This is a genomic window from Paenibacillus sp. FSL M7-0420 (genome assembly GCF_038002345.1).
Taxonomy (GTDB): Bacteria; Bacillota; Bacilli; order Paenibacillales; family Paenibacillaceae; genus Paenibacillus_AQ.
Map to the genome: position 1 here is coordinate 987,777 of NZ_JBBOCJ010000001.1, position 13,917 is coordinate 1,001,693.

The 13,917-nt window shown below is 54.1% G+C and carries 11 protein-coding genes and 1 pseudogene; 11 read left to right on the forward strand and 1 reads right to left on the reverse strand.

Annotation, left to right across the window (positions count from 1 at the left end):
- Positions 1 to 44 precede the first annotated feature (44 nt).
- Positions 45 to 620 carry a TetR/AcrR family transcriptional regulator gene (locus tag MKX51_RS04195; RefSeq protein WP_340991316.1) on the reverse strand — a complete coding sequence of 192 codons (576 nt, stop codon included), beginning with the start codon at positions 618 to 620 and terminating at the stop codon, positions 45 to 47.
- Between the two features lie 152 nt (positions 621 to 772).
- Between MKX51_RS04195 and MKX51_RS04200 the strand changes: the two are divergent.
- The 11 genes and pseudogenes from MKX51_RS04200 (at position 773) to MKX51_RS04250 (ending at position 13,759) form a co-directional block, all read left to right on the forward strand.
- Positions 773 to 1,992: pseudogene (locus MKX51_RS04200) on the forward strand (MFS transporter).
- A 647-nt stretch (positions 1,993 to 2,639) separates the two neighbouring features.
- Complete coding sequence (ltrA, locus tag MKX51_RS04205) at positions 2,640 to 3,932, forward strand: group II intron reverse transcriptase/maturase (protein ID WP_340991317.1); 1,293 nt, start codon at positions 2,640 to 2,642, stop codon at positions 3,930 to 3,932.
- Between the two features lie 285 nt (positions 3,933 to 4,217).
- Positions 4,218 to 4,781, forward strand: coding sequence for a sigma-70 family RNA polymerase sigma factor (locus MKX51_RS04210; protein WP_340991318.1), 564 nt, complete (start codon positions 4,218 to 4,220; stop codon positions 4,779 to 4,781).
- Positions 4,778 to 5,686: a DUF4367 domain-containing protein gene (locus MKX51_RS04215; protein ID WP_340991319.1), complete on the forward strand. Its 909-nt coding sequence runs from the start codon at positions 4,778 to 4,780 to the stop codon at positions 5,684 to 5,686. The genes MKX51_RS04210 and MKX51_RS04215 overlap by 4 nt, the downstream gene beginning before the upstream one ends.
- A gap of 309 nt (positions 5,687 to 5,995) precedes the next feature.
- Entirely contained in the window at positions 5,996 to 7,078 is a 1,083-nt protein-coding gene (locus MKX51_RS04220; protein WP_340943605.1) for a LolA family protein, read from the forward strand.
- 180 nt (positions 7,079 to 7,258) lie between these two features.
- The gene (gene alr, locus MKX51_RS04225) at positions 7,259 to 8,440 is read left to right on the forward strand and encodes an alanine racemase (protein WP_340991320.1); all 1,182 of its coding nucleotides are present in this window, start codon (positions 7,259 to 7,261) and stop codon (positions 8,438 to 8,440) included.
- 211 nt (positions 8,441 to 8,651) lie between these two features.
- Positions 8,652 to 8,933, forward strand: a complete 282-nt coding sequence (locus MKX51_RS04230; protein ID WP_036697455.1) for a CopG family ribbon-helix-helix protein — start codon at positions 8,652 to 8,654, stop codon at positions 8,931 to 8,933.
- Positions 8,934 to 8,936: 3 nt separating this feature from the next.
- On the forward strand, positions 8,937 to 9,287 hold the full coding sequence (locus tag MKX51_RS04235) for a type II toxin-antitoxin system PemK/MazF family toxin (protein ID WP_036697332.1): 351 nt from the start codon (positions 8,937 to 8,939) through the stop codon (positions 9,285 to 9,287).
- Positions 9,288 to 9,501: 214 nt separating this feature from the next.
- Positions 9,502 to 10,071 carry a TetR/AcrR family transcriptional regulator gene (locus MKX51_RS04240; protein WP_340995496.1) on the forward strand — a complete coding sequence of 190 codons (570 nt, stop codon included), beginning with the start codon at positions 9,502 to 9,504 and terminating at the stop codon, positions 10,069 to 10,071.
- A 68-nt stretch (positions 10,072 to 10,139) separates the two neighbouring features.
- Positions 10,140 to 11,351, forward strand: coding sequence for an MFS transporter (locus MKX51_RS04245; RefSeq protein ID WP_340943597.1), 1,212 nt, complete (start codon positions 10,140 to 10,142; stop codon positions 11,349 to 11,351).
- A 245-nt stretch (positions 11,352 to 11,596) separates the two neighbouring features.
- The gene (locus MKX51_RS04250; RefSeq protein WP_340995498.1) at positions 11,597 to 13,759 is read left to right on the forward strand and encodes a Tex family protein; all 2,163 of its coding nucleotides are present in this window, start codon (positions 11,597 to 11,599) and stop codon (positions 13,757 to 13,759) included.
- Positions 13,760 to 13,917 lie beyond the last annotated feature (158 nt).

Genomic DNA, 13,917 nt, shown 5'->3' on the forward strand with positions numbered 1-13,917 from the left:
CGCCTGCAACTTGCCATCCCTTATATAGTAGTCTTGCAGGAACCTCAAGCTTCAAGCGCCTTAAGGGCAAGCGACACCAGGGATCTGACGGAGGCCTCGCTCAGTTCTCCCCCGGTCAGCAGCAGCCGGTAAAAAATAGGGCCGTAGACCAAGTCGATACAACTCCCGATATCGAGTCCCTGCTTCAGTTCCCCCTGGGCAATCCCCCGTTCGAACAGCTTCCGGGCTTCCTCGCGGCGCGGGCCGAAATATCTGCTCCGGTATGCCTCCGCCAGTCCGGTATCGGATTGCCCTTCACCGATCAGCTCCGTAATGACTTTACCTTCCCGGCTGGTGAGGAACTGCGCGAGCGTCCCCGCATGAATCAGAATGTCCTCCTTGGCGGAACCGGTATCCGGGATCGGAAGTCTCGCATTAGCAGCATACAGATATCCGTCCATCACCACTGCCGCTTTATTCGGCCACCATTTATAGATCGTTGCCTTACTGACCTGGGCCTGCTCCGCAATCTTCTCCACGGTAACTGCGCCGAAGCCGGTCTCCAGCAATAATTCATATGAAGCGTTCAGAATAGCGTTCTTGGCCTCGGTATTGCGCGGGCGGCCTCTTTTTTTCTCCATGATGATTCCTCCTGACAGTGCTGGTTCAACTATAATTGGAGTATAGCATAAAATCGCCTATTTACAATACTGAACGTTTAGTATATTATTTGCTCATAACTAATTAGTGTACTTAGCGTTCAGTATTTAAAAACTGGAAGGTGGCGCTTCAAATGAAAGCTGGAATTCCTGCGCAACAACAATCAGTATCCCCTGTTACTCAAAAGGCTGTTCCCGGCTGGATCACATTTCTGCTGGCTGTCTCCTGCGGACTGATCGTGGCGAATCTCTATTATACCCAGACGCTGGTTGGGCCCATCGGGCAGGCCATTCATCTGTCCGCTGGAGCGACAGGGCTAATCGTTACCCTGACGCAAATCGGTTACGTAGCCGGGCTGCTGTTCATTGTCCCGCTCAGTGATATTATCGAGAACCGCCGGCTGACTGTGATGTCGCTGATTCTGGTTGTGGCCGCCCTGGTGCTATCCGTCCTGGCACCGAATGCACCGCTGTTCCTGGCCGCCTCCCTGCTGATCGGGCTGGGCTCGGTAGCGGCGCAGGTCCTGGTGCCGTATGCCTCCTATCTGGCGACGGAGGAAGATCGCGGCCGCGTCGTCGGCAATGTGATGAGCGGCCTCTTGCTGGGCATTATGTTCGCCCGCCCGGTTGCCAGCTTCATGGCCGGACTCTGGGGCTGGCAGTCCATCTTCATAGTCTCGGCTGTCGTAACTGCGCTGTTGACGCTGCTACTAGCCCGTGTCCTGCCTGCCCGGAAGCCCGCTCCCGGCTTGAGATACGGACAATTGCTCCGCTCTCTGGGCACATTGCTCATGCATACGCCGGTGCTGCGGCGCCGCGCTTTATACCAGGCTAGCCTGTTCGGTGCCTTCAGTCTGTTCTGGACGACAGTTCCCTTGTATCTGTCCAGCGAGTATCATCTGTCCCAGCAAGGAATCGCCCTGTTTGCCCTGGCTGGTGTGGGCGGAGCCGTAGCTGCGCCGATTGCGGGCAGATTGGCTGACAAAGGCTGGACCCGGTTATTGACCGGTCTAGGCATTTCACTGGCCGTTCTCTCCTTTATCCTGGCCTATCTGCTGCGGGATACCTCCAATCTTACACTAGGCCTGCTGGTGCTGACGGCCATTCTGCTCGATATGAGCGTGTCCGGTAATCTGGTGCTGGGGCAGCGGGCGATCTATTCACTGGGCAATGAGACCCGGGGGCGGCTGAACGGCTTGTTCATGGCGATTTTCTTCATTGGAGCGCCGTGGGATCATCACTCGGGGGCTGGGCATATGCTTACGGCGGCTGGAGTCTGACCACCCTAATCGGGCTGGCACTGCCAGTGCTGGCGCTGATCTACTTTTTGACCGAGAAGAAGCAGCGCGCTTGAGAAAAGCAGACATGGCGTTCAGCAATAATCCGCATAGCCAGTAATTCCTAAAAAAACTACAGTAGGCAGAGGAGCTAGATCCTCTGTCTTTTTTTCGAAATATAAGGCGTGTCCAGAAAGCGCGTATCTTCTAACCGGTGAAAGTCCGGTCACGGGAGGGGCCAAGCCCCCGTGTAGCTAGGATGCCTGCGTACGGCGAAATCCGTGCGTAGAAGCGCATCGACAAAAGTCCGGTCAGAGACAGGGCGAGCAACCCGCCAGGCCGTAACATGAAGTGAATCCTGCCGCGTCGTCATAAAGGCCCCGCAAGGGGGAAGAGAGGAAGTCGAACCTCGCTTATATGGGTGAAGACCATGGAAGCTGCAGAGAACTTGGAACGGCAGTGAAGAATCCTCCGGCGTATGGGGATCGGCATGGAAGGAAAGAAGACATAGTGAACTGGGGAGACCCTCCCCCACACGGGAGGATTTTTTTTTTTTTTTTTTAGAAACCCGTAAAAAGACGCTCTATAAGTCCAAAAGATGAAATGAACCGTCTGTGGGAAGGGAGTCCGAGGGGCTCATAGTACCGAGGAACCTAAGGACAACATAACCTTAGGGAGAGAAGGAGCCCTGCTTTGTTTATGCTTTTGGAGGAGGTACGAGTGAGTGAATGCCAGTAGGCTAACGACACCCAAGGAAAAAGTTCAAGAACTCCAAGAAAAGCTAGGTCATGCGGCCAAGGAGAACAACAAGCGTAAATTCCATGCGCTGTACGACAAAGTCTACCGCTGGGATGTGCTGAGCGAAGCCTGGAAACGGGTGAAAGCGAACAAGGGGGCTGCCGGAGTAGATGCGGTGACGCTCGCGGATATTGAGAAACAAGGAGAAGTGCAATTTCTCAAAGACTGCGAGCGAGCATTAAAGGATGGTAACTACCACCCACAGCCCGTACGGCGGCACTATATCCCAAAGAAAGACGGGAAACCAAGACCGCTGGGCATACCCAGCGTGCGCGACCGAGTGGTGCAGATGGCAACCAAACTCGTCATTGAACCGATCTTCGAAGCAGATTTCGAAGAAGTATCCTTCGGATTTCGCCCGAAGCGAAGTGCGAAAGGAGCACTGGATCGAATCCGGAAAGCCTGCAACCGCAAAGGAAATTGGGTAGTCGACGTCGACATCCAAGGTTACTTCGACAATATTAACCAGGAGAAACTGATGAAATTGGTACAAATGCGTATCAATGACAGACGAATCCTGAAGTTAATACGGAAGTGGCTTCAGGCGGGAGTCATGGAAGAAGGAAACGTAAGACGTTCCGATTTAGGCACACCACAAGGTGGAGTGATCTCACCACTTTTGGCGAACATCTATCTGAACTATTTTGACCGACTGTGGGAAAAACACGGGAAAGGAGTAGGTGAACTCACGAGGTATGCAGACGATCTTGTGGTGGTCTGTAAAACTAAAAAGGACGCCGAACACGCGTATGAACTCATACGCAGAATCATGGAACGTCTGGAGCTGACGCTACACCCAACCAAAACCCGTATTGTCGGCTTATGGACAGGAGACGAAGGATTCGACTTCTTAGGAATGCACCACCGGAAAAAGAAGGCAGAAACATCCCAAGGCAAGGTGTATTACACCACGCAGCAGTGGCTAACGAAGAAGGCGGAGGAACGAATTCGAGGCGTGGTTAAAGAAAGATTAGCACCGCCCAGCATGCGTTCGAAATCGTTTGCGGAACACGTGGAATGGCTCAATCCCAAGATTCAAGGATGGAGAAACTACTATTACACAAAGTACAGCCAAAAGAGGTTAGCAAAACTGGATTGGTATATTCTGCAACGATTTACCCGGTGGTATGCGAAGAAGAGACAACGAGGAAGATGGATGAGATCCCGGTCAGAAGTTAGATATTTGACCATCCAATATGGACTAAAAACGCTATTGTAATCTGCATGCCCATGAATGACAAACATCGGAAAGCCGTATGAGGGAAAACCTCACGTACGGTTTGATGAGGAGGGGCTGGGTTGCACCAGCCCTTTACTCTAGAATGTATAGGTTTCACGCTATACATTATCCTTCTATTTCTCGCCGAAACGGTACCGTCCTATAAAAGGACGGCAAAGCCGTTTCCACTTGCCTGCATATGTAATGGATTCGATAGATAGAGCGTATTAGCTCATGTAAATTACTTGGCCAAGTAAATTCAGCCTGGAAGGGAGGGCTTAAGGAATGCAAGAGCGCGCATTGCTGCCTTTGATACATGACAGGGTTCCTGCTCATATAGAGACAGAGCTGGAGTTTGCAGCGGTTTTTGAAGCCTATTATAAACGGATATTCAACTATATCGCCTACCGGGTGAGCTGCCGTTATACCGCCGAGGATCTGGCCAGCCAGGTATTCGAGAAGACGCTATCCAAGCTGCCCGCCTACTCCCCGGAGAAAGCGCCGCTGGAAGTGTGGCTGTTCGCCATTGCCCGCAACGTAGTGAATGATTATTACCGGAGCCGCGCGCGTCAGCGCTTCTTCTCCCTGGACAGTATCCGGGAGCTTGTGTCGGGCAAAAAAGAGCCGGAGAAGCTCATCCTCGGCAGAGAGCGCAGCGATAGGCTACAGGTGGCGCTGGACACGCTCAGCCCGAAGGAACGTAACCTCATCGCTCTGAAATTCGGGGCGGATCTGAAGAATACGGAGATTGCCCGGATTACCGGAATCTCGGAGAGCAATGTCGGAGTCATTCTCTATCGCAGCATGCGAAAACTGAAATCTGAAATAGGGAGTGTGGAAGAGCTATGAATGACAAGAAGAGCGCCGCACAGGCAGATGAACTTGAGCTTCAGGAGCTGGGGGACTATCTGGCCCGCCAGGACTTCTCACGGGAGTCCGATCCGGCGGAGGTTCTCCGCCAGGTGAAGAGCCGCTCCATTCAGAAACAACAGGAGGATGATAGAATGAAGAACAAACAACGGGTCAGACGTCCGGTAATGATTGCAGCTTCCCTGCTGGTAGCTGCCGTGGTGAGTATATCCTTCGTCAGACCCTCGTTCGCACAGGAAATGCTGGAGCGTGTGCTGAATTCAGTCCATCTGGGACATATTGAGGTCGCTCAGATGGACGGGAGCCACCCTAAGGAGTTCCCGGACGACTGGAAGGGCAAGATATTTGACCAAGAGGGTAAGCCCGTCACCTCATTTAACCCCATGCCGGAAGCCATCTTCAATGCAGCCGGGGAGGCCATCGTCAATTTCGACGGGGATAAGCTGATTACCCTGAGCGAGCAGGAGCAGCTTGACAAGGAAGCGTCAGAGCAGAAATTTATCGTCAAGGAGACAGCGAAGCTGGATCAATACGCTCTCTTCAAGGTGAAGCTGCCGGAATACCTGCCAGAGGGCTTTGCCTTTGAACGCGGGGAGTTCTATAAGGATGAGACGGGCGTAAGCGGGCAGATTGTTGAACTGTTCTTCGCTAGCAAAGATAAGGATAAGCGAATCTGGATGCAACTGCGCCTTGCTAATGAGGAGAATGCCTTTTCAATGGCAACTGACGATAAGGTGGAGCAGGTGAAGATCAAGGGGACGGATGCGGTTCTGGTCAGTGACAGAAGCCTGGACTGGGAAGCGAACGGCGTGATGTACGGCCTCAGCACCCGTGGCCTTGACCGGGCTGAGGTTCTGAAGATCGCAGAGTCGATTAACTGGTAAGCCGCTGAGGAGCGGATAAGGGAACAGGTACGAGGCATAGACAGGCATAGGAAGAATCAGAGCATCAGACTGCAACCCCCGAGCATGGGGGATCGCGGGCTGGTGCCTTTTTGTAATAGCGTTTCTACTATATAGAAGGAAATAAGAGGAACCATACATAGATTGTTAGATTCCCGGGTGGCGGGAGCGGATTCGCGGCTGGAATAACACTTCTCTTCATGCTTGTCATGCCCGTCTGCATATTGAGGCCAAGTCCTTCATAGACATGTACTAATCAATGCATTCAAAACAGGTTAAGGGGATGATGTCATGCGCCGGATAACATGGGTACTCGCGATCATTATGAGCGTGGCCTTAGTATTGGCGGGGTGCGGGAAGAAGGATGCCGCCTCTGTAGTCAAGGATCTGAATCAAGTGTCTGACAAGCTGGAGAGCAAGCAGGGAGCTTATCAGGGCTCAGGCACGATGACCTTGTACACCGGGGAGCAGCCGCAGGATTACAAGGTGGAGGTATGGTATAAGAATCCTTCGTATTACCGGATCAGCCTGTCGAATGTACAGAAGGATGTGAAGCAGATTGTGCTGCGCAATGATGAGGGCGTATTCGTCCTGACCCCAAGCCTTGGCAAAAGCTTCCGCTTCCAGAGCGACTGGCCGGACAGCCAGGGTCAGGTCTATCTGTACCAGACACTGCTGAAGGGTATTGTCAACGACAATAACCGGCAGTTCGTGGAGGACGGGGATAATTATGTGTTCGAGGTCGCTGCCAACTATCAGAGCAGTGCGCTGGTCCGCCAGAAGATCTGGCTGAACAAAAAGACCTATGAGCCGAAGCAGGTGCAGGTATCGGATTCTGAAGCCAAGGTTGTGGTGAACGTGACCTTCGACAGCTTCAAGTTCGATCCGGAATTCACAGCAGATTCCTTCGATATGCAGAAGAATATGGCGGCCGGCAGCCCTTCCGAGAACACGATGGCGGAAGTGGACCAAGAGGGCAATCCGGTGGTCTCTGAAGACGGCGAACAGGCCGGTGAGCCGGTTGCGGCCGAGATGGGCGACTTCGGGATCATTGAGCCGGCTTACATTCCGGCCGGTGTTAAGCTGAAGGACACGAACAAAATTGAAGGCAGCAAGGACCATGCGGTGCTGATCCGTTATGACGGCGTCTACCAGTATACGATTATGGAAGCCCGTCCGCTGGACCGTGCGGTGTCCCTGGCTCCCGGAACATTGGTCGATCTGGGCTTCACGGCAGGCCTGCTTAGCGGGGATGAGCAGCAGACGCTGACCTGGATGAGCGAGGGTGTTGAGTACCGGATTACAAGCGCAAATCTGCCAGTTACGGAAATGATGCAAATAGCCGCTTCTATGGAGGAACAATCGGGTAAATAAAAATCAGTGGGCGGATACTGCGCAAGGTGGGAATCATTCCTCTACCCGCGGTATCCGTTTTTTGTCTACATCTGCCCACATTGACAGCGGCCTTCACGAGCATTACCATTGGCAGTAAGACTTCTGATCTGTGCGAATTAGGCAGAGATGTTTTACTACAATGTAAGAAGGTGACCTGAAGTGAAGGCAAGCTATCGGCCGACAGCAGCCGAGATTAACCTGGATGATTTGCGTGCCAACTACGAAGCTTTTCGCGGCGTATTGCCGCAGGAGACCAAGTTCATGGGATGCGTCAAAGCAAATGCGTATGGACATGGAGCAGTGGAAGTGACGCGGGAGCTGGAGCGGCTTGGAGCGGACTACGTCAGTGTTGCTTTTCTGGATGAGGCATTGGAGCTGCGTCAGGCGGGAATACTACTTCCTATCCTGGTGCTGGGCTATACTTCACCGGAGGGCATTGCCGTAGCCTGGGAGAACAATATTACCGTTACACTGTTCACACCGGAGGTACTGGAAGCGGTTAGCACCCTTCCTGTAGAGAAGGAGCACCGGCTGAAGGTACACATCAAGATTGACAGCGGAATGGGCAGACTGGGATTATTGCCGGAGGATGCGCCTGCATTCATCGCTAAGGTGCATTCGGTGGCACAGGCGGAGCTTGAAGGTATGTTCACCCATTTTGCCAGAGCAGACGAACGCAACAAAAGCTATACACTAATGCAGCACCGACGTTTCATGAGCGTGGCGGAAGCGCTTCGGGACATGGACATTACCATCCCGATCATACATACGGGCAATAGCGCTACGGCCATTGATACACCTCTACTATCCATTAACATGGTGCGTGTAGGCATAAGCTTGTACGGATTCTACCCCTCGGCTGAGGTGAACCGTGAGCTGGTGGCCTTGCACCCGGTAATGACGCTGAAGACGCAGGCTGTATATGTCAAAACCCTGCCGCCTGACTCAGGCATCAGCTACGGCACCCGGTACTTCACGGCAGACGATGAGATCATCGCTACGCTCCCCGTGGGGTATGCTGACGGATATTCCCGCATGCTAACAGGCAAAGCGGAGGTGCTAATACGCGGACGCCGCGTTCCTGTCGTCGGAACCATCTGCATGGACCAGTGTATGGTATCACTGAAATCTTTCGCTCTAGAAGCGGAACAAATCAAAGCAGGCGAAGAGGTTGTACTCATCGGCCGCCAGGGCACCGAGTCGATCACGGCAGATGAACTGGCGCTCCATTTAGGGACGATCCACTACGAAGTAATCTGTATGCTGGCTCACCGTGTACCGCGCGTGTATGTACGCGAAGGTACGCTACTAAGCCTCGTCAATCCCTTGCTGCAAGCCTAATACCCTGACCAGATACCTAGTACAGGAACTGAATATAAGGAACGTACCGTATAGAGCTTGTGACTTATAGTCTATACGAACCGCCATTTCTAGTTTATAATGGGATGCAGCATACTTGATATACTGGCGGCATATATTCCTTGTATAAAATTCCTTGTATATTGTAACACTGGAACACAAGGGCAGAAGGTTTGTGGGGGTGGAAGAGAAGGTGGCCAATTTGCAGAACACCAAAAGAATCATGATCAGCTTGCCCGATCATCTCTTGCAGGAAGTAGATGGGATCGTTCAACTGGAGAACTCTAACCGTAGTGAATTGATCAGGCAGGCCATGAAGCTGTACTTGAGCGATCGGAGGAAACGCACCATCCGCGAGTCCATGCAGCGGGGCTATATGGAAATGGCTAAGATTAATTTGACCATGGCATGCGAGGCCTTTCTCGCTGAGGAAGATGCAGACAGTACTCTTGGCCGCTTAGTAAGCGGGGTGTAACTATTGATTGTTAAACGCGGCGACGTTTTTTTTGCCGACCTTTCACCGGTTGTGGGTTCTGAGCAAGGTGGAGTAAGGCCGGTACTGATTATTCAGAACGATATTGGCAATCGTTTCAGCCCGACTGTGATTGTGGCAGCTATCACTGCCCAGATCCAGAAGGCCAAGCTGCCGACGCATGTGGAGATTGATGCAGCTGCTCATGGCTTTGACCGGGATTCCGTGATTCTGCTGGAGCAGGTTCGTACCATTGACAAGCAACGCTTAACGGATAAAATCACCCACCTGGACGATGAGACCATGAAGCTGGTGGATGATTCGCTGCAAATCAGCCTCGGGCTGATTGATTTCTGAACCCTACGGGGATATAACATCAATCATCGTAACAAAAGGCAGGCCGGAGCAACTTCGGTGCTGCCTTTTTTGATATACCCGAGGATAGATGAGCATGGATGATGGGGGTTGTGCGAGGGCATAACTGCGTGCTATAATTGGACCGATCGGTCGGTCTAGAGGAGGGATAACCATTAAGGGACGTTCAGATGGAGAAGAAACGAAGAGCCGGATTCTGGAGCATGCCACCAGTTTATTTGCGCAAAAGGGCTATGGCGCTGTAAGCATGAACGAGGTCTGCACAGCCGCGAAGGTCAGCAAGGGCAGTCTGTATCACCATTTTCCGGGCAAGGATGAATTGTTCCTGTACGTGGTGGAGGTGGATACCCTGAAGTGGCTCAAGGAGTGGGAGGAGCTGCGGAGCGGAATTAGCGGAACGGAAGCCCGTCTATACGCGCTTGGGGAGCATTATGCAAAAGATATCCAGAATCCGCTGATTCATGCCCTGGAGGAATACGGAAGATCCCATACGCTGTCGAAGGAGATCAGCGAGCGCCTTTCACATATTTTCGAATCGGTGACAGATGCCTGCCGGGTGCTGCTTCAGGAGGGGATGGATTCCGGTTACTTGATCCGTGGTGACCTGGATAAGTATGTGATCACGCTTAGCGCTATGCTGGAGGGGATCAGCCGGGTCCATGAGATCACAGGCCGGACCGATACCCCGGAGACGATCAGGGCATACTACCGTGCGGGAATTCAGATCCTGCTTCAGGGGATAGGGTCCGGGAAGATGGAGCAATGAATAGAGATAACTGATGAATTAGAACTAGAGCATATAGCAAGGCTCTGGGATATACGGAGGGAAACACCATGTCATTACTGTTAAAAAACCGGGGAGCGATGCTGCTCCTGATGATGAATATCTTTTTGGCGTTCACGGGGATTGGTCTGGTTGTGCCTATTATGCCTACCTATATGAACGAGCTGGGCATCGGCGGGAGTGTGGTCGGACTGCTGGTGGCAGCCTTCTCGCTGACGCAGCTGCTGGTCTCGCCCTTCGCCGGAAGACTGTCGGATAAGATGGGCCGCAAAAAAATCATTGTCGGCGGGCTGGCCGTATTCGCCTTCTCGGAGCTTCTGTTCGGTCTGGCTAATGCCTCCTGGGTGCTGTTCGTATCCAGAATGCTTGGCGGTATCGGTGCCGCGATGATCATGCCTGCGGTTATGGCTTATGTGGCAGACACCACTACCTCGGAGGAGCGGGCCAAGGGCATGGGCTTCATCAACGCAGCCATTACCACCGGCTTCATCATCGGGCCGGGAATCGGCGGCTATCTTGCGGAGCTGGGCATTCGCGTCCCTTTCTTCGTCGCTGCGGGAGCGGCCGCCATCGTTGCGGTTATTACCCTGCTGGTTCTGCCGGAATCGCGTTCAGCGGAGCTGCGGGAAGAAGCAAGAACGATGGAAGGTAATAATGATAGTCTAATCATGCAGCTCATGCGCTCGTATCGCGAGCCTTATTTTTTCGGATTAATTATTGTATTCGTGCTGTCCTTCGGTCTGGCCAATTATGAGACGGTATTCGGACTGTTCGTAGATCATAAATTCGCGTTCACCCCTAAGGATATTGCGTTTGTCCTGACATTCGGCTCCATTGCCGGGGCGGTGGTGCAGATTACCGCATTCAGCTGGATTCTGAACAAATTCGGGGAGAGCCGGGTCATTTCCGCGTGCCTGCTGATTGCGGGCCTGTCGATTCTCCTGACACTGTTCGTGCATGGCTTCGTAGCGATTGTTTCTGTGACCTTTGTTGTTTTTCTGGCTATGGATATTCTTCGCCCGGCTGTCGGCACCCAGCTCTCCAAGATGGCAGATGATTCGCAGCAGGGCCTGGTGATGGGGATGAATTCTGCTTATACGAGCCTTGGCAACATTGCCGGCCCGATTGTGGCGGGGGTTCTGTTCGACCTGGATATCAATTTTCCTTATGCGGTGGCTGCGCTGGTCTTGTTCATCAGCTTCATGTTGTCGGTTGGCTATGCCCGGCGGAGAAGAAGCAAGCAGGTTACTGCGGTGCGCTAGTATCCGGAGCATGAATAGAATAACGGACTTATGATTATGATTGCGGCTGTGCTATCCCGGTGGGGACGGTGCAGCCGCTTCTTCTTGTGTACGGGGTAAACTTTGGTCCTGCGGCAAACTGTGATAGTATTTCAGTAGAGAGCTATGAACTCAGACTGTGTATAGAAAGAGGGATCTACTTGAGCGTTGATACGAATCAGGCGGCGAAGGCGGCGGAAGATGCCGCTGCCCGTCAGGAGCAGGAACTGATACTTGCAGCGATTGCGAAGGAGCTGAGCATCAGTCTGAAGCAGGTAAGAACTACGGTGGGGCTGCTCGATGAGGGCAACACCATTCCGTTCATCGCCAGATACCGCAAGGAAATGACCGGGGAGCTGGACGAGAATGTCCTCCGCGATGTCGAAGAACGTCTCGGATATCTGCGTAACCTCGGTGACCGCAAGAAGGATGTGATCCGCAGCATCGAGGAGCAGGGCAAGCTTACGCCTGAGCTGCAGGCGAGCATCATGAAGGCGGTGAAGCTGCAGGAAGTGGAGGATCTGTACCGTCCGTTCAAGCAGAAGCGCAAGACGCGGGCCAGTGTCGCCAAGGAACGTGGACTTGAACCGCTGGCGGATTGGGTGATGGAGCAGAGACGCCAAGGGGTTCCGCTGGAAGAGGCTGCGAAGTATATCGATGCGGACCGGGGTGTGGAGAGTGCCGAGCTGGCGCTGCAAGGGGCGATGGATATCATTGCCGAGAATATTGCCGATGATCCGGCGATCCGTTCCTGGGTACGCCAGTATACAGCGAGTCAGGGGATTCTGGTCTCCGAGGCCAAGGATGCCCAGCAGGAAAGTGTATACGAGAATTATTATGCGTACCGGGAGCCTGTGCACCGGATCCCGCCGCACCGTATTCTCGCGATCAACCGCGGGGAGCGGGAGAATATCCTCAAGGTCGGCATCGAGGTGGTGCCGGACAAGATCCATGCATTCATCATCCGTAAGCTGGTGAAGGGGCCTTCTCCGGTCAAGGAGCTGTTGGAAGCGGTGACCGAGGATGCCTACAAGCGGCTGATTGCCCCTTCTGTTGAGCGCGAGGTGCGCGGAGAGATGACAGAGAAGGGGGAGACGCAGGCGATCTCCATCTTCTCGGGCAATCTGCGCAGCCTGCTGCTGCAGCCGCCGGTGAAGGGACGCCATGTTCTGGGCGTCGACCCGGCCTACCGCACCGGCTGCAAGCTGGCCGTCGTGGACGATACCGGCAAGCTGCTGGAGGTAGCGGTCACGTATCCGACGCCGCCGAACAACAAGAAGCGTGAGGCGGCGGCCAAGTTCAAGGAGCTGATCGCCAAATATGGCATCCAGCTCATTGTGATCGGCAACGGCACCGGCTCGCGGGAGACGGAGCAGTTCACGGCCGAGGTCATTGCCGAGGTCGGCGACCCTGACCTGGCCTACCTGATCGTTAACGAGGCAGGGGCCAGTGTGTATTCGGCCTCCAAGCTGGCGCAGGAGGAGTTCCCGGATCTGGATGTGGCGGAGCGCAGCGCCGCCTCCATCGCCCGCCGCGTGCAGGACCCGCTCGCGGAGCTGGTCAAGATCGACCCGAAGGCCATCGGTGTCGGGCAGTACCAGCACGATGTGTCGCAGAAGCATCTCGAAGAGAGCCTGAGGGGCGTCGTGGAGTCGGCGGTTAACCATGTCGGCGTCGACGTGAATACCGCTTCGGCCTCGCTGCTCTCCTATGTGGCAGGAGTGAATACGACGATTGCCAAGAATATTGTGAAGTTCCGCGAGGAGAACGGCAAGTTCACTACGCGCAAGGCACTGCAGAAGGTGCCGCGCCTGGGCGCGAAATCCTACGAACAGTGCATCGGGTTCCTGCGTATCCCCGGAGGGGACAATACGCTGGACCGCACGCCGATCCACCCGGAATCCTACGCGGTGGTGGACCGGTTGTTCCGCGAGCTGGGGCTGGATGTGAAGCAGCTCGGCAGCAAGGAGGTTGCAGAGCAGCTAAGTGCTCTGGATGCGGAGGAACTGGCGGTGAAGCTTGCGGTGGGCGTGCCCACGCTGCGTGACATCATGGAGAGTCTTCAGCGTCCGGGCCGCGACCCCCGCGAGGAGCTGCCGCTGCCCATCTTCCGCAAGGATGTGCTGAAGATGGAAGACCTGCTGCCCGGCATGGAGATGCAGGGCACGGTGCGCAACGTAATCGACTTCGGCGCCTTCGTTGACATCGGGATCAAGAACGACGGGCTGGTCCATATCTCCCAGCTTAGCGGCAGCTATGTGAAGCATCCGATGGACGTGGTCTCCGTCGGCGACAATGTCACCGTATGGGTGCTGGGCGTGGATGTGAAGAAGGGCCGGGTCAGCCTGACGATGCGCCAGCCGCGCGAGGCTGCGGGCAGCGGGGAATAGAGGAAGAGGAAGTTATGGACTCAGAGGACCTTATTTTGCTGAAATCGGCATTTTGTGGGTCGTTGCGGACTCAGGAGCCGCTAATTCAGGCTTCGGAGCCTGTAATTAGGCCTGACAGCCTCATTAACGTCTTCTGAGTCCGTTTAGGCCGACAAAAG